Origin of the sequence: Burkholderia sp. Bp9142, from assembly GCF_003853415.1 — a bacterium.
Taxonomy (GTDB): domain Bacteria; phylum Pseudomonadota; class Gammaproteobacteria; order Burkholderiales; family Burkholderiaceae; genus Burkholderia.
Genome location: NZ_QTPP01000062.1, coordinates 1 through 15,883, shown reverse-complemented (window position 1 = coordinate 15,883; position 15,883 = coordinate 1). Strand labels below are relative to the sequence as shown.

Below are 15,883 nucleotides of genomic sequence, written 5' to 3'. Positions count from 1 at the left end.
AGGCATCGGAATGATGGAGGAAAAAATGGACTGGATACACACGTTTCCGCACATGCAGGACGACGCGCTTCTGAACATGAAGCGCTCGATCGACGACGGCTTTCGCGCTTTTACCGCCGCGTACGGCGACCCGATCGACGCGACATTCCAGCCGCTACAGCAATTCCTGACGGCGGCCGAGCACTTCATGACGCGCACCCCGTGGCCGATCATCATGCTGTTGGTGCTCGCAGTCGCATGGGTCGCGAGCCGGAACTGGAAGATCGTCGCGGGCTGCTTCGTCACGCTTGCCGCGATCGGCTATCTCGACATGTGGGAGGACACGATGCGAACCGTGTCCATGATTTTCGTCTGCACGTTCCTGTCGATCCTCATCGGCTTGCCGGTCGGCATCCTGATGGCGAAGTCGAACCGGATCCGCAAGCTGGTCGATCCGGTGCTCGACGTGATGCAGACCATGCCGAGCTTCGTCTACCTGATTCCCGTCGTGATGCTGCTCGGCATCGGGCGCGTGCCCGGTCTCATCGCGGTCGTGATCTACGCGATTCCGCCGATGATCCGCCTGACCAATCTCGGGATCCGGCTGGTCGACGTGGACATCATCGAAGCCGCCGATGCGTTCGGTTCGTCGGGCTGGCAGCGGCTCGTGAAGGTGCAGCTGCCGCTTGCGCTGCCGACCATCATGGCCGGCGTCAACCAGACCATCATGATGGCCCTCGCGATGGTGGTGGTCGCCGCGATGATCGGCGTCCAGGGGCTCGGCCAGCCGGTACTGAAGGCCATCGCCAACCAGTACTTCACGCTCGGCATCTTCAACGGCCTCGCGATCGTCGGCATCGCCGTCATCTTCGATCGCGTCAGCCAGGCCTACGGCAAGCGGCTTCAAAAGCACCAGGAGGTGGTCCATGGCTGACATCAAATCCGGCGGCATCGAGATCCGCAATCTCTACAAGGTCTTCGGGCCGAAAGCCGCGTCCCATGTCGATGCCGTCAAGAACGGCTTGTCCAAGGCCGAACTGCTTGCGCAGACCGGCCACGTGCTGGGGCTGAGGAACATCAACCTCGACATTCCCGCCGGTTCCATCCAGGTGATCATGGGCCTGTCCGGCTCGGGCAAGTCGACGCTGATCCGCCACATCAACCGGCTGATCGACCCGACGGCCGGCGAGGTGCTGATCGGCGGCGTCGACGTGTGCCGGATGAAACTGAAGGAACTGCGCGAATTCCGCCGGCGCCAGACGGCGATGGTGTTCCAGAAGTTCGCGCTGCTGCCGCATCGCAACGTGCTCGAGAACGTGATCTACGGCCTCGAAGTGTGCGGCGTGGCGCGCGACACGTCGGTCGACACGGCGATGCGTTGGCTCGAACGCGTGGGCCTGAAGGGCTTCGAGCAACGCTATCCGAATCAGCTGTCCGGCGGCATGCAGCAGCGCGTGGGCCTCGCTCGCGCGCTGTCGATGGACGCGCCCGTGCTGCTGATGGACGAAGCGTACTCGGCGCTCGACCCGCTGATCCGGATGGACATGCAGACCGTGCTGCTGGATCTGCAGAAGGAAATCCGCAAGACGATCGTCTTCATCACGCACGACCTCGACGAGGCGCTGCGGCTCGGCGACCAGATCGCGATCCTGCGCGACGGCAACATCGTCCAGCAGGGCACGAAGCAGGACATCGTGCTGCGCCCGGCCGACGAGTACGTGACCAACTTCGTCAGGCAGGTGAATCGCGGGCGCGTGGTCTGCGTCGAGGACGTGATGGCGCCGCTGCGCGCGAGCGCGGCGACGGCCGGGATGCGGGTCGCGGCCGGCACGACGCTCGAGAGCGCGCTGTCGATGTTCACGCGCGATCCGGATGTCGATCGCCTGACGGTCGTCGGCGAAGGCAACCATCCGCTCGGCACGGTCGACCTGCGTCAGCTGGCCTGCGCGCTGGCGACGCCGGAAGACGCAACCGGCCTGCCGCACGTGCAGCCGGACGCGCGTGCACGCGTGGAGGCCGCCGTCGCGGCGGCGCGCGGGTGAGCGCACCCGTGACGTCCGCGCGAGACCATTGATCCGCATCTCGCTATCAGGCCGGCGATTCGAACGATCGCATGTGCCCGCAGTAATGCGCTCGACAGTTTCCGGGTCGGTCCGGAAATTGAAGGGCGTACAGACCAACGCATACCGGGGAAGGTCCGGCAACTTTGAGGAAACGGCAATGAAACTGAAATTTCTTGGGGCACTCGTGGCAGCTGGGGCTTTCTGCGGCGGCTCGCACGCCTACGCTGCCGGTTGCGGAAACGTGACGATCGCCAACATGAACTGGCAAAGTGCGGAGCTGGAAGCGGCCGTCGACAAGGCGATCCTCGGCGAAGGCTACGGCTGCCAGGTGAACACCGTGATCGGCGATACCGTGCCGACGATCACGTCGATGGTCGACAAGGGCAAGCCGGACATCGTGTCGGAAGGGGCCATTGCGTTGCTCCCGGCGATCGTGCAGCGCGGGATCGACGAAAAGAAGATCGTGATGGGCGCGAAGACCATTCAGGAGGGCGCGGTCTACGGCTGGTATATCCCGAAGTACATCGCGGATGCGCATCCCGAGATCAAGACGATTCCGGATGCGCTGAAGCACCCGGAGCTGTTCGCCGACCCGGAGAATCCCGGCAAGGGGGCGATCCACAACGGCCCGCAAGGCTGGGGGATCACGACCAACACGACGCAGCTGTTCAAGGCGTACAAGGCGGAGCAGGCCGGATTCCGGCTGATCGATACGGGGTCCGCGGCGGGGCTGGACGGGTCGATTGCGAAGGCCTACGAACGCAAGAAGCCCTGGCTCGGCGTCTACTGGGCGCCGACGTCGCTGCTCGGCAAGTACCAGATGGTGAAGCTCGATGCCGGCGTGCCGGTCGATCAGGCGGAATGGAAGCGCTGCACGACGGTGGCGAACTGCCCCGATCCGAAGCCGACGGGCTGGCCGGTCGGGCAGCTGTATACGCTGGTCGCCAAGTCGTTCGCGGACAAGGCCAGTCCGGACGTGATGAAGTATCTGAACACGCGCAGCTTCAAGACCGCGGACCTGCAACAGGTCATGCTCTGGATGACGGCCAACCAAGCCACCGGCGACGACGGCGCGAAGCGCTTCCTGAAGGAAAAGCAGGACGTGTGGACGAAGTGGGTGACGCCGGCCGCGGCGGAGAAGATCAAGGCGTCGCTGTAACGGAGAACCCAGGCGCGGGATCGTCATCCCGTCTCGGCGGTTCGGCCACCGGCGGGCGCGCGGCACGGATTGCCGCCCGCCCGTCGGTGGCGTGTACGGAACAGGCAACTCAACCCCCTACAACAGGTTCACGGTGAAGCGGGCATGGACGGTGCAAAAGGTTATCGGCGACTGATCCCTTCGTTGACGGCGCTGGTGGAGTTCGAGGCCGTCGCCCGGCTGCGCAGCTTCACGCAGGCCGCTTCCGAGCTTGGCGTCACGCAGGCCGCGGTCAGCCGGCAGATCCGTCAGCTGGAGGAACTGCTCGGCGTGCGCCTGCTGGACCGCCTGCACCGTGCGACGACGCTGACCGCCGAAGGCGCGGCGCTTCATGCGGTCGTGGCCGAGGCGATGGGCAAGATTGCCGGCGTGTTCGACCGGCTGTCGACCGGCATGGAAGACGAAGAGCTCGTGCTGGCGACGACGGCGGCGTTCTCGCATTTCCGGCTGATGCCGAGTCTCGCGCGGCTCAAGGACCTGCACTCGAACCTGCGCATCCGTCTCACGACGACGATGTTTACCGCCGATCTGCGCCACACCGAGGTGGACGCCGTGGTGCGCTGGGGCAACGGCAAGTGGAGCGACGGCACCGCGCATCTGCTGTTCGATGAGCAGGTGTTTCCGGTCTGTTCGCCCGCGTGGCGAGACCGGTACGGGACGCCGGGTTCGCTGGACGAGCTCGCGAACATGACCTTCATCGAGGAAGACTCGACGTCCGAAGGCTGGCTGAGCTGGGACAAGTGGTTCCGGGCCGTCGGCGCGCGTCCGGCCAAGCTCAAGTACGGCGTGCGCACCTGCCTGTATCCGGACGCGGTTCAGGCCGCGTTGCTCGGGCAGGGTGTCGCGCTCGGGTGGAGCCGGTTGCTCCACGAGCATCTGGCGTCGGGCGACCTGGTGCGTCTGATGGACGTGTCGCTGCCGTTGAGTGACGCGTATTACCTGGTCGTGCCGCACGGACGCTCGGTCACGCCGTCGATTCAGAAGCTGATCGACCTGTTGAAGGACGACGCCGGTGTCGCGTGACGTGGGCGGGCGGAAGGAATCCGCATGCATCCCCGCGCGTTTCGATCAATTGACGATCCTCATCACTGAACGCAGTTTCGCCGCCAGGGCGAACTGCCTTGTCCCGCGACCTTCGAGCGAATTTGCTCGAGCACGCGGGATTTTTTTGCGCGCACGACCACACCGCAATTGCCCCGGAAGGCCGCGGCTCGCCGCGCCCGTCGACCCATAATCCAATGTAATGATTCGGGGAAAATAAAGCGCATTGACGCGTTTTTCCGGCAATCCAATACTGCGGCTAACGCGGGATCGATCGAAGTCCCGCTTCCCCATCAACGTTGGAGAAGACGATGTCAGACGTTCAATTGAAGCCCCTTGGCGAACTCGTGCGCAGCCGCGAGCCGGGCTGCGGGTTGCCGGGGGAAGTGTTCAGCCGGCCCGATGTATTCGAGACGGACGTCGACATCTTTTTCCACAAGCACTGGATCGTGGTCGGCGTGACCGCGGACGTCCCGGAGCCGGGTGACGTGTCGGTCGTCGACATCGGCAAGGCGTCGGTCATGATCGTGCGCGACGACGACGAAGCGATCCGCGCGTATCGCAACGTGTGCCGCCATCGTGGCGCGCGCCTGAAGGAAGAGGGGAAGTCGACGGTCGGCATGCTCGTGTGCCCGTATCACCAGTGGACCTACGACCTCGACGGCAGCCTGCGTCACACCAAGCACATGGGGAAGGATTTCGACCGTACCTGCCGCAATCTCCTGCCCGTGCATGTGAAGGTGGTCGGCACGCACGTGCTCGTGTGCTTTGCCGACGAACCGCCGGCCGACATCGCGCACCTCGAGGAGACGATGGGGCCGCGCTTCGCGCCGTACGAGCTGCAGAACACGAAGATCGCGTTCGAGTCGGAGATCGTCGAGGACGGCAACTGGAAGCTCGTGATGGAGAACAACCGCGAGTGCTACCACTGCGAGGCCGGGCATCCTGAGCTGACGCAGTCGTTCCTGCCCGAGTCGACCGGTTCCAGCGCGGACGACATGGACGAGGCGTCGCTGAAGGCCCAGCAAGCCTACGAGAAGCTCAATGCCGACACGCAGCGCAACTGGGAAAGCGAAGGGTGGCTGTGCAAGGCGGTCGAGGCGCTGTCCGGCGACGTCGCGACGCATTTCCGCACCGAGCGGCTGCTGATCGCGGGCCACGGCGAATCGCAGACGATGGATACCAGGGTGGCCTCGCAGAAGCTGCTGGGCAAGCTCACGCGCCGCGACCTCGGCGACACGCACATGTGGACGCACAACTCGTGGACGCACGTGATGAGCGACCACGCGATGATCAGCTACATCATCCCGCTCACGCCGGAAAAGACGCGGGTCCGCACGAAGTGGCTCGTGCATGCGGATGCGGTGGAGGGCGTGGATTACGACCTGACGAAGCTGACCGAGGTCTGGGCCGCGACGAATGCGCAGGATGCGAGCCTGGTGGCGATCAACCATCGCGGCGCGCAGGACCCGGGTTACATCCCGGGCCCGTACTCGCCGTCCACCGAAAACTACGTCGACCAGTTCGTCGGCTGGTATGCGGGGCGCCTCGACGCGCACGGCATCTGACGTGCGGCGCATCGCGCGAACGCGCCCGGCGGGCGCATGCGCACGACTGCCGTTACGTGCACTGCTTCGCCGGCGCCGCGGCGCGCGGCGCCCGCTTGCGCGTCGCGAGCCAGCACAGCACCGAGCCGCCGCACACGCAGAACGCGCCGGTCCAGAAGCCGGGCGACAGCGACGCATCCAGCAGCAGCGCGGCGAGGCCGGCCGAGATGACCGGAATGAAGTACGACACGCCGGCCAGGATCGCGACGTTGCCGCGCATGATGCCGATGTTCCATGCCGAATAGCCGAAGCCCATCGCCGCCGACGCGAGCACGAAGCAGGCGAGCGCGTTGAAGCTGAACACGATCGTGTGCTCGCCGTCGAGCAGGTATTTGATCCACAGCGACAGCGCGACGAGGATGAAGAACAGCGTGATGCCGTTCTTGCCTTTCGCGATCTTGATCGTCACGGTGCAATAGGCTGCCCAGATCAGCGAGCCGGCGAAGGCCAATCCGTAGCTGAGCGGGTTGTCGACGACATTGGCCGCCATGCCGGCCGTATCGAAGCCGTGCTCGCCGCCGAGCACCCAGCCGACGCCGGCCATCGCGAGGGTCACGCCCGGCACGATCAGCAGGTTCGCGCGCTGGCCGAGGAACAGGATCGCGAACACCATCGTGAAGGTCGGCCACAGGTAATTGACCATGCCGACCTCGATCGCCTGGCGCGCGGTGTGCGCGTTGCCGATCGACAGCGACAGGCACCATTCGTACGCGACGAACAGCAGGCTGCCCCACAGCAGATAGCGGCGCGGGAAATCGCCGAGCCGCGGCAGCCCGGTCGTCACGAGCAGCAACGCCGCCGCTCCCGTGTAGATCATTGCGGCGCCGCCGGTTGCGCCGAAGCTGTCGCTGACACCGCGAATCAGCCCTACCACCGAACTCCATAAAACGATTGCGACGAATCCGATCAGCGTCGCCCTGTTCCTGCTGTTCATGCCTGTTTCCTGCCAATGCCGGGTGAATACGTTGCGCCGGGCCGATTGCCCGGCAGATGCGACAAACCGGCCGCGATCGCTCGTGGCGATCGCGGCCGGCCTGCGGGTGCTGCGTGTCGACGAGATTATGCGGCGCGGGTCGGTACGTCGATCCAGATGGTCTTGATCTCGGTGTACTGGTCGTGCGCCCAGATCGACTTGTCGCGGCCGCCGAAGCCGGAAGCCTTGTAGCCGCCGAACGGGGTCGTGATGTCGCCTTCGCCGAAACAGTTTACCGTCACCACGCCGGCCTGGATCGAACGCGACAGGTAAATCGCGTCGTTCAGGTTGCTGGTGTAGACCGATGCCGCGAGGCCGTAGACCGAATCGTTCGCGAGCGCGATCGCCTCGTCGGTGTCCGTGAAGGTCGTGACGGCCAGCACGGGCCCGAACACTTCCTCCTGGAACAGCGTGTTGTCGCGGCTCACGCCGTCCACCACGGTCGGCTCGACGAAGATGCCGTGCTCGGTCGACCCGCCGAACACCACGTCGAGCTTGTCCGCGCCGGCCTGGTCGAGGTAAGAGCGGACCTTGTCGAAGTGCGTCTTGCTGACCAGCGAACCGACGCGGTGCTCGGGATCGAGCGGGTCGCCCATCTTCCATTCACGCATCTGCACGCCGATGCGCTCGAGCAGCGCCGGCTTGATGTCGGCATGCACGATCAGGCGCGACGACGCCGAGCAGTTCTCGCCCATGTTCCAGAACGCGCCGTTCACGACATGCTGCGCGACCGCGTCGAGGTCCGCGACGTCGCGCATCACGACGGCCGGGTTCTTGCCGCCGCATTCGAGCACGATCCGCTTCAGGTTCGATTCCGCCGCGTAGTGCAGGAAGCGCCGGCCGGTCGCGGTCGAGCCGGTGAAGCTGACCATCGCGACGTCCGGGTGGCGACCGAGCGGCTCGCCGACTTCCTTGCCGCCGCCCGGCAGCACGTTGAACACGCCGGCCGGCACGCCGGCTTCGTGCGCGAGTTCGGCCACGCGCAGCGCGGTCAGCGTGGTTTCCTCCGCCGGCTTCACGACGATCGAGCAGCCGGCCGCGAGCGACGGACCGATCTTCCACGCCAGCATCAGCAGCGGGAAGTTCCACGGCAGCACGAGGCCGACCACGCCGATCGGCTCGCGCACCACCAGCGCGAGCGCGTTCGAGCCGACCGGCGCGGTGTTGTCGTAGATCTTGTCGATCAGCTCGGCATGCCAGCGGATCGTGTGGATCGTCTCCGGCACGTCGATGTTCTGGCATTCGCGGATCGGCTTGCCGCTGTCGAGGCTTTCCATCGTCGCCAGTTCGTGCGCATGCGCTTCGAGCAGATCGGCGAACTTCAGCAGGATGGACTTGCGCTGCGACGGCGGCAGCTGCCGCCAGCGGCCGTCGGCGAAGGCCGCCTTCGCGCGGGCGACCGCGTCGTCCACGTCGCTGGCGTCGCACGCGGCGACGTGCGCGAGCACCTGATCGGTGGCCGGGTTGACCGTCGCGAATGTCTTGCCGGCGTTGGCGGGGCGAAACGCCCCGTCGACGAAGGCCTGCGTCGGCAGCTTCAGTTCGGCCGCGATGGCCGCGTATTGCGACGCGCTGAGCAGTTCCGCCATCAGGCCTGGCCTCCGACGACTGCCGCGATCTCGCGCTTCACGTCGGCGACGATCTGCTTGAGGGTGGCCTTGTTCGCTTCGTCGAGCGGCTGCAGCGGCGCGCGCACGCCGCCGCTGCGCAGGCCGGCGAGTTCGCTGCCGTACTTGATCGACTGCACGAACTTGCCTGCGTCCTCGAGGAAATCCATCAGCGGCATCATTGCCGACATGATGCGGCGGCCCTTGCGGAAGTCGTTCTCGACCACGCACGCCTGGTGCAGCGCGACGTGTTCCGCCGGCAGGAAGTTCGAGCCCGCGCAGACCCAGCTGCTCGCGCCCCACGCGAAGAATTCGAGCGCCTGGTCGTCCCAGCCGCACGACACGCTGATGTTCGGGAATTCGCGCGCGAGCATGTGCAGCTGGGCGGTGCTGCCCGAGCTTTCCTTGATCGCGACGAAGTTCTTCGACGCGGCGGTGACGGTGCGGAAGAACTCGCGGCCCATCGACACGCCCATGCGCGCCGGGTAGTTGTAGAGCATCACCGGCAGGCCGGCGGCGCGGTCCACCGCGATCGCGTGCGCGGCGTTTTCCTGCTCGGTCGGCAGCGCGTACGGCGGTGAGCCGACCAGGATCGCGTCGGCCTTGATGTCCTTTGCCGACTTCGCGTATTCGATCGAATCCTCGGTGCGGATCGCGCCGGTGCCGATCACGAGCGGCACGCGCGTGCCGATCACCTGCTTCGCGTACGCGCCGAGCTCGATGCGCTCCTGCATCGTGTGCGCGTAGTACTCGCCGGTCGAGCCGCCGATGATGATGCCGTGCACGCCGGCGCCGATCAGGTATTCGAGGACCTCGGCGAACGCCGCCTTGTCGATGCCGCCTTCGGCGGTCAGGGGCGTGATGGCCGGCGTGTAGATGCCGTTGAAGTTCATGGTGTGCTCCCGCTGGAATGAAAGTAAGCGTTGCGTGGGAAATGCCGACGCCGCGGCGGCCGCGGCGTGCGTGAAATACGGGTCAATGACTGAGCGAGGCGGCTTCCTGCAGCGACAGCGATGCCGTTTCGGGCGCGAGCGCGACCGAGGCCAGCAGGCCGACGAACGACACGGCCGCCGCCGCGTACATCGTGTTGCCGATGCCGATGTTCTGCAGCGCGATCGGGACGAGCCACGTGCCGACCGCCGCGCCGATGCGCGACAGCGACGCGCCCATGCCGACCGCGAACGCGCGGATGTCGGTCGGGAAGATTTCGTTCGGATAGACGAGCTGCAGCACCTGCGCGCCGCCGATCAGCAATGCATACGCGCCGAACAGCACGAGGATCAGCATGGCCGAGCCGTTCGAGCACGCGCCGAGCGCCAGCAGCGCGAGCGCCGACCACAGGAAGCTGTGGATCACCAGCGCGCGGCGGCCGAGCGTGTTGATGACGCGCGTGGCGAGTGCACAGCCGACCACGAACAGCAGCGTGATGGCGACGGAACCGTATGCTTCCCAGTCGCCTTCGAGGTGCAGCGCCTGCAGCACGCGCGGCGCGAACGAGTAGACCGCGAACACCGGAATCACCGAGCAGGTCCAGAACAGCACCACGAACAGCATGCGCTTGCCGTAGCCCGAGTGCAGCAGCGCGCCGAGCGAGATCTTCCGGTCGACCGGCTCTTCCGGCAGGTTGCGGATCGAGAACGACGGCCCGTATACCTTGCGGATCACCGCGTCGGCTTCCGCCTTGCGGCCCTTGTTGAGCAGCCAGCGCGGCGATTCCGGCGTGCCGATGCGCACCAGGAACAGCGCGACGCCGATCACGGCCGGGCTCGCCAGCACCCAGCGCCACGCGTCGGGGCCGCCCTGCGCGAGCAGGATGTTGCCGACGATGTACGCGAGCGCCGCGCCGAAGAACCAGATGATCGTCAGCATCGCGAGGCGCGGGCCGCGGTACTTGCGCGGCATGAATTCGGTCAGCAGCGAGCCGGCCACCGGATACTCGATGCCGACGCCGATCCCGGTGATGAAGCGCAGCACGAACAGCGCCTCGGCCGATTGCACCCAGAACTGCGCGATCGAACAGACGATGAATATCACGGGGCCGAAGAAGTAGGGCCGGCGGCGGCCCATCAGGTCGGTCAGCCAGCCGCCGAGGAAGCCGCCGACGAAGATGCCGAGCAGCGCCGACGCGGCGATCATGCCTTCCCAGAAGCTGGTCAGGTGCAGCGCGGCCGAGAACTGCACCATGGCTACGCCGATGATGCTGAGCACGTAGCCGTCCATGAGCCAGCCGCCGCCCGAGCGCACGGTGAGCAACTGGTGAAATCCGTTGAGGGGTACGTCTTCGATGGATACCGTCGTTTTTGCCATAGGGTGTTGTCTCCTTCCTTCCTGATGAATGGGGCGATCTCCGTGGGGCGCGCGGTATCCGTGCGGCGCCCGATCGCTGAATCGTGGATTCGGTGGGTGGTCGTTCGATGCGGCCGGTTCAGCTCTCCAGGCCCGCCTTGCGCTGGCCCCACCAGAGCGTCGCGTTGACGCCGGCGGACAGGAACGGCTCGGGCGGCGTGCGGTTCGGGCCCGACGTCGCCAGCAGGAAATCGGTCAGCGCATCGCGCTTGCCGGCCAGCCAGTCGGCGAGCAGCGTGCCCGTCACGGTGCCGCGCGTGATGCCGAGGCCGTTGCAGCAGAGTGCGCCATAAACGTTCGGCGCGAGCTGGCCGAAGAAGCCCTTGTGGTTCTGCGACAGCGCCAGAGAACCGCTCCACGTGTAATCGAACTCGACGTCGGGAAGCATCGGGAAGCGGCGCTCGAACGAGAGCCTGTGGCGCGCGAGCGCGCGTTCGCGATGGCGGTCGTTCGGGCGGCCGTTCGGATTGAAGCTGAAGCTGTTGCGGATCAGGATGCGGTTGTCGTGGGTGCGGCGCACCGTGCTGCCGAACGGGTCGGCCGGAATCACGCCCCAGAACGGCTGGCCGCCCAGTCGCGCTTGCTCGGCGCCGGTCAGCGGCCGCGTGAGGCTCGCGTACAGGAACACCGGCAGCATCGTGCGCTGGAGGAAGCCGAAGCGCATGCCGAATGCGTTGTTCGAGAGCACCAGCTTGTCGACGACGATGCGGCCGCCGGCATGCGAGAGCACGATCCTGTCGCCGTATTCGACGTCGGTGATCGGCGTGTGCTCGTGCAGCGTGACGTTCGGCGGCAGGCTGTTGGCCAGCCCCTTCACCAGCGCGGACGGCTGCAGCAGCATCGTGCCGGGCGTGAACAGCCCCTTGCGGTAGAAGCCGGTGCCGATATGCGCGGGCAGGTCCTTGCCCTCGATCACTTCGTACGGCTGGCCGAGCTTGTCGAGACCGCGCCGGTACGCGTCGAGCACCGCGACGCCGCGCGGCTCGACCGCCGCCTGGTACTTGCCCGACGCGCGCAGATGGCAATCGATCCCGTGTTCGTCGACCAGCGCGCGCAGGATCGACTGGCCGAGCAGGTTCAGTTGCAGGGTCGTCTTCGCCGTATCGATGTCGCCGATGTAGTCGTCCGCGCCGATGTCGTGCGGCAGGTCGATCGCGAAGCCCGCATTGCGCCCCGACGTGCCGAAGCCGACTTCCTGCGCATCGACCAGCACGACTTCGTCGTCGGGGAAGTTCAGCGCGAGCTGGCGCGCCGCGGCGAGCCCGGTGAAGCCGGCGCCGATCACGCCCCAGCGCGCCTTCGTGGTGCCCGTGTGGCACGGCCGCGGCACGCGCGGCGGGCTGGTGTGGTACCAGCCGCACGCTGCGTCGTCGGCAGGCAGTGCACCGACCCTGACCTTGCGCGCATCGCGTTGCGGCTGCGCAATCTCCTCGACCGTCGGCGAAGTAACCCTGAGCATTCGTGAATCCAGTGTCTCGTTGATTGAAATGGCGCGCGCCTTCGAGCGCGCCTATGTCGTTGCTGGCAGTTGCAGTCCCGCGCTGTGCGGGTAATCCGCAGGAAGAATTTTGTCGTGCGTCTAATAAACTATAGTTAGTAGACAAACTATAGTCTAACAATCGGATCGCGGGAATTGCGGGTTAACCCGTGTCGTACGAAGCGGTTCGAGCGGCAGTGGAGCGGGCGAAGACGGGGGACGGGGCGGCGGGAGGCAGGGAATGCCGTCGTGGCGAGGCTTTCGTGAAGCAACAGGAAGCGGCGCGCACATGCCGTGGGGCAGGGGACGGGCGCTAGCCACGGCCCGAGGCGGGCCGTATAGTACGCGCTTCAAATCGACGAGGGCGTTATGAAAGGAACGGGTGGGGAGTCGGCACCGGCGGACGCAACGCAACCGGCGGATCGCAAGTCGGCTTTGGGCGACGCATTGCGGCGCCGGATCGTGAACATGGAACTGGCGCCGGGCGCACTGATCGACGAAGCGGCGCTGGCCGACGAGTTCGGCATGTCGCGGCCGCCGATTCGCGAGCTGATCCGGCAGATGGCCGCGGAAGGCTACATCGAGCTTGAGCCGAACCGGGCGCCGCGCGTCACGTCGATGAATTTCCAGTCGCTGCGCAGCTTCTTCATCGCGGCGCCGGTGATCTATATCGCGACCACCCAGCTGGCGGCGCTGAACGCGACGCCCGACGACATCGCGCGGCTGCGGACGATCCAGGCGCATTTCCGCGCTGCGATCGAAAGCGGCAACGTCGCGAACCGCGTGTTCTACAACGACGAATTCCACCTCGAGATCGGCCGGATCGCGCAGAACGATTACCTGATGCCGAGCCTGCGCCGCCTGCTGATCGACCACGCGCGGCTCGGCAAGATGTTCTACCGCTATCCGGCGACGGACACGATGCAGCACACGCTCGAAAGCGCCGTCGTCCAGCACGACCGGATCATCGATGCGCTCGAGCGGCAGGACGCCGACGCGGCGGGGCAACTGGTCCGCGATCACTTCGAATTGTCGCGCCGCCGGATGACCGAGTACGCCGCGCCCCAGGGGATGGCCGTCTCCGTGAACCTCGGCGATCCGGTGCTGGCGCAGGACAAGCGATAGCGGAGGGCGGCCGGCGCGCCATGGTCGCGGATTCCGCAAGCAGTCCGGTGCGGTCCGTCGGCCCGCGCTGTCGTCGTCCACCATCCGCCCCGCGATCCGCCGCCGGGCCTTGCCGTCCCGTCGGCTGCATCGAGTACGGGGCACCATCCCATAACCTGCTCCCTTCGCCGGCTCCCATGGCCGGCTTCCTTCGGCGATTCCCGTTGTCGGCGCCCTGTCGCCGGCCTTGCCGCCGGTTCACGGCACCGTGGCACGCCGGCGCTTCGACCCCACCGCCCCATCCCTTCATCCATCCGGCCGGCACGCCGATTGCGCGTCTCGTGTGTGCCGAAACCGGTGCCTGAAACCCCCGCACGGACGCCCGCGTCGCGCATCGCCTCGCGCATCGCGTGGCCGGTTTTGTCACCATGTGGGCCGGATATGACAATGGGAATCGGCCGGTGCGGCATTACGATGGTTCACGACGTCGCCTGGCGCTGGCCGGTTTTGCCGCAGCCGCCCGGGCTGCGCGCTTCATTCACCGCCTGATTGGAACATCGACCATGAGCTATAACGCCCCTGTCAAGGACATGCTGTTCGTGCTGAAGGAACTCGCGGGCATCGACACCGTTGCGCAGTTGCCGGGTTTCGAGGACGCCGGCTACGACACGGCGCAGGCCGTGCTCGACGAATCCGCGAAATTCTGCGGCGAGGTGCTGGCGCCGCTGAATGTCGAGGGCGACCGCAACCCGAGCAGCTGGAAGGACGGTGTCGTGACGGCGACGCCCGGCTTCGGCGCGGCGTTCCGCCAGTTCGTCGAAGGCGGCTGGCAGGGCCTGCAGCATCCGGCCGAATACGATGGCCAGGGGCTGCCGAAGCTGATCGCGACGCCGTGCATCGAGATGCTGAACGCATCGAACCTGTCGTTCGCGTTGTGTCCGCTGCTCACCGACGGCGCGATCGAGGCGCTGCTGACGGCCGGCACCGACGAACAGAAGCAGCGCTACGTGCCGAAGCTGATCTCCGGCGAATGGACGGGCACGATGAACCTGACCGAGCCGCAGGCCGGCTCCGACCTGGCGCTGGTGCGCTCGCGCGCGGAGCCGCAGGGCGACGGCACGTACAAGGTGTTCGGCACCAAGATCTTCATCACGTGGGGCGAGCACGACATGGCGGACAACATCGTCCACCTGGTGCTCGCGCGCACGCCGAACGCGCCGGAAGGCGTGAAGGGCATTTCGCTGTTCATCGTGCCGAAGTTCCTGGTCAACGAGGACGGCTCGCTCGGCGCGCGCAACGACGTGCACTGCGTGTCGATCGAGCATAAGCTCGGGATCAAGGCGAGCCCGACGGCGGTGCTGCAATACGGCGACCACGGCGGCGCGACCGGCTACCTGATCGGCGAGGAGAATCGCGGCCTCGAATACATGTTCATCATGATGAACGCCGCGCGCTTCGGCGTCGGGATGCAGGGGATCGGCGTGGCCGACCGTGCGTACCAGAAGGCGGCGGAATTCGCGAAGGAGCGCGTGCAGAGCCGCCCGGTCGACGGCTCGGCCAGGCAGTCGGTGACGATCATCCATCACCCGGACGTGCGCCGGATGCTCGGCACGATGCGCGCGCTGACCGAAGGCGCTCGCGCGCTCGCGTATGTGGCCGCCGCGCACAGCGATATTGCCCACCGCCATTCGGACGAGGCGACGCGGGCGCGTCATCAGGCAATCTACGAATATCTGGTGCCGGTCGTGAAGGGCTGGAGCACCGAGATGGTGAACGATGTGGCGAGCCTGGGCGTGCAGGTGCACGGCGGGATGGGCTTCATCGAGGAAACCGGCGCCGCGCAGTACTACCGCGATGCGCGGATCCTGGCGATCTACGAAGGCACGACCGCGATCCAGGCGAACGACCTGGTCGGCCGCAAGACGATGCGCGACGGCGGCGCGGTGGCGAAGGCGCTGATCGCGGAGATCGGCGACACCGTCGCGGCGCTCGGCAAGGTCGACGGCGCTGCGGCCGCGTCGATGAAGGCGCAGCTGGAGAAGGGCGCGCGCGCACTGTCGACGGTGGTGGACTACGTGGTCGCGAACGTGAAGCAGGACCCGAACGCGGTGTTCGCGGGCAGCGTGCCGTACCTGAAGCTGGCGGGTGTGGTGCTGTGCGGATGGCAGATGGCGCGCGCGCTGCTGGCGGCGCACGCGAACCGCGCGAACGACACGGCGTTCTTCGATGCGAAGATCGCGATCGCACAATGCTATGCGGAACACGTCCTCGTGCAGGCCGGCGCGCTCGAAGCGTCGATCGTCGGCGCGAAGGGCAACGAGAGCGTGCTCGCGTTGACGGAAGACCAGTTCTGACCGTGACGGTCGGGGCGCAGGAGGAGACAGGATTTTGACCACACAGGACTTGCTCGCGCAATACGGCCCGCGCGAATCGATGGAATACGACGTCGTGATCGTCGGTGGCGGCCCCGCCGGGCTGTCGGCGGCGA

The 15,883-nt window shown here is 66.5% G+C and carries 12 protein-coding genes; 7 read left to right on the top strand and 5 right to left on the bottom strand.

Annotated elements, in window-relative coordinates:
• Positions 1 to 25 precede the first annotated feature (25 nt).
• The 5 genes from DIE22_RS36515 (at position 26) to DIE22_RS36495 (ending at position 5,849) form a co-directional block, all read left to right on the top strand.
• The gene (locus DIE22_RS36515; RefSeq protein WP_124607413.1) at positions 26 to 913 is read left to right on the top strand and encodes an ABC transporter permease; all 888 of its coding nucleotides are present in this window, start codon (positions 26 to 28) and stop codon (positions 911 to 913) included.
• Positions 906 to 2,021: a glycine betaine/L-proline ABC transporter ATP-binding protein gene (locus DIE22_RS36510; protein WP_124607412.1), complete on the top strand. Its 1,116-nt coding sequence runs from the start codon at positions 906 to 908 to the stop codon at positions 2,019 to 2,021. The genes DIE22_RS36515 and DIE22_RS36510 overlap by 8 nt, the downstream gene beginning before the upstream one ends.
• A 178-nt stretch (positions 2,022 to 2,199) precedes the next feature.
• Positions 2,200 to 3,201, top strand: coding sequence for a glycine betaine ABC transporter substrate-binding protein (locus tag DIE22_RS36505; protein ID WP_124499052.1), 1,002 nt, complete (start codon positions 2,200 to 2,202; stop codon positions 3,199 to 3,201).
• Positions 3,202 to 3,345: 144 nt separating this feature from the next.
• Positions 3,346 to 4,263, top strand: coding sequence for a LysR substrate-binding domain-containing protein (locus DIE22_RS36500; RefSeq protein ID WP_124607411.1), 918 nt, complete (start codon positions 3,346 to 3,348; stop codon positions 4,261 to 4,263).
• Positions 4,264 to 4,592: 329 nt separating this feature from the next.
• Positions 4,593 to 5,849, top strand: coding sequence for an SRPBCC family protein (locus tag DIE22_RS36495; protein ID WP_124499050.1), 1,257 nt, complete (start codon positions 4,593 to 4,595; stop codon positions 5,847 to 5,849).
• A 52-nt stretch (positions 5,850 to 5,901) separates the two neighbouring features.
• Here DIE22_RS36495 and yddG read toward each other — a convergent pair whose 3' ends face one another.
• From yddG to DIE22_RS36470, 5 genes are all read right to left on the bottom strand, one after another.
• Complete coding sequence (yddG, locus tag DIE22_RS36490) at positions 5,902 to 6,822, bottom strand: aromatic amino acid DMT transporter YddG (RefSeq protein ID WP_124607410.1); 921 nt, start codon at positions 6,820 to 6,822, stop codon at positions 5,902 to 5,904.
• 125 nt (positions 6,823 to 6,947) lie between these two features.
• Positions 6,948 to 8,450, bottom strand: a complete 1,503-nt coding sequence (locus tag DIE22_RS36485) for an aldehyde dehydrogenase (RefSeq protein ID WP_124499048.1) — start codon at positions 8,448 to 8,450, stop codon at positions 6,948 to 6,950.
• Positions 8,450 to 9,361 carry a dihydrodipicolinate synthase family protein gene (locus tag DIE22_RS36480; RefSeq protein WP_124607409.1) on the bottom strand — a complete coding sequence of 304 codons (912 nt, stop codon included), beginning with the start codon at positions 9,359 to 9,361 and terminating at the stop codon, positions 8,450 to 8,452. The genes DIE22_RS36485 and DIE22_RS36480 overlap by 1 nt, the downstream gene beginning before the upstream one ends.
• 82 nt (positions 9,362 to 9,443) lie before the next feature.
• Positions 9,444 to 10,775 (bottom strand): MFS transporter, encoded by a 1,332-nt coding sequence (locus DIE22_RS36475; RefSeq protein ID WP_124607408.1) that lies wholly within the window; start codon positions 10,773 to 10,775, stop codon positions 9,444 to 9,446.
• A gap of 118 nt (positions 10,776 to 10,893) precedes the next feature.
• A complete protein-coding gene (locus tag DIE22_RS36470) occupies positions 10,894 to 12,096 on the bottom strand; it encodes an FAD-binding oxidoreductase (RefSeq protein ID WP_260426857.1) in 1,203 nt (400 codons plus the stop codon).
• Positions 12,097 to 12,660: 564 nt separating this feature from the next.
• Here DIE22_RS36470 and DIE22_RS36465 point away from each other — a divergent pair.
• Together DIE22_RS36465 and DIE22_RS36460 are read left to right on the top strand one after the other, a co-directional pair.
• Positions 12,661 to 13,416: a GntR family transcriptional regulator gene (locus DIE22_RS36465; protein WP_124499044.1), complete on the top strand. Its 756-nt coding sequence runs from the start codon at positions 12,661 to 12,663 to the stop codon at positions 13,414 to 13,416.
• 542 nt (positions 13,417 to 13,958) lie between these two features.
• Complete coding sequence (locus tag DIE22_RS36460) at positions 13,959 to 15,749, top strand: acyl-CoA dehydrogenase (protein ID WP_124607407.1); 1,791 nt, start codon at positions 13,959 to 13,961, stop codon at positions 15,747 to 15,749.
• Positions 15,750 to 15,883 lie beyond the last annotated feature (134 nt).

Bases quoted from the DNA above. Each gene is read 5' to 3' on its own strand.
- DIE22_RS36500 (WP_124607411.1), top strand. From the start codon at position 3,346: ATGGACGGTGCAAAAGGTTATCGGCGACTGATCCCTTCGTTGACGGCG.
- DIE22_RS36485 (WP_124499048.1), bottom strand. From the start codon at position 8,450: ATGGCGGAACTGCTCAGCGCGTCGCAATACGCGGCCATCGCGGCCGAA.
- DIE22_RS36465 (WP_124499044.1), top strand. From the start codon at position 12,661: ATGAAAGGAACGGGTGGGGAGTCGGCACCGGCGGACGCAACGCAACCG.
- DIE22_RS36505 (WP_124499052.1), top strand. From the start codon at position 2,200: ATGAAACTGAAATTTCTTGGGGCACTCGTGGCAGCTGGGGCTTTCTGC.
- DIE22_RS36515 (WP_124607413.1), top strand. From the start codon at position 26: ATGGACTGGATACACACGTTTCCGCACATGCAGGACGACGCGCTTCTG.
- DIE22_RS36495 (WP_124499050.1), top strand. From the start codon at position 4,593: ATGTCAGACGTTCAATTGAAGCCCCTTGGCGAACTCGTGCGCAGCCGC.
- DIE22_RS36510 (WP_124607412.1), top strand. From the start codon at position 906: ATGGCTGACATCAAATCCGGCGGCATCGAGATCCGCAATCTCTACAAG.
- DIE22_RS36460 (WP_124607407.1), top strand. From the start codon at position 13,959: ATGAGCTATAACGCCCCTGTCAAGGACATGCTGTTCGTGCTGAAGGAA.
- yddG (WP_124607410.1), bottom strand. From the start codon at position 6,822: ATGAACAGCAGGAACAGGGCGACGCTGATCGGATTCGTCGCAATCGTT.
- DIE22_RS36480 (WP_124607409.1), bottom strand. From the start codon at position 9,361: ATGAACTTCAACGGCATCTACACGCCGGCCATCACGCCCCTGACCGCC.
- DIE22_RS36475 (WP_124607408.1), bottom strand. From the start codon at position 10,775: ATGGCAAAAACGACGGTATCCATCGAAGACGTACCCCTCAACGGATTT.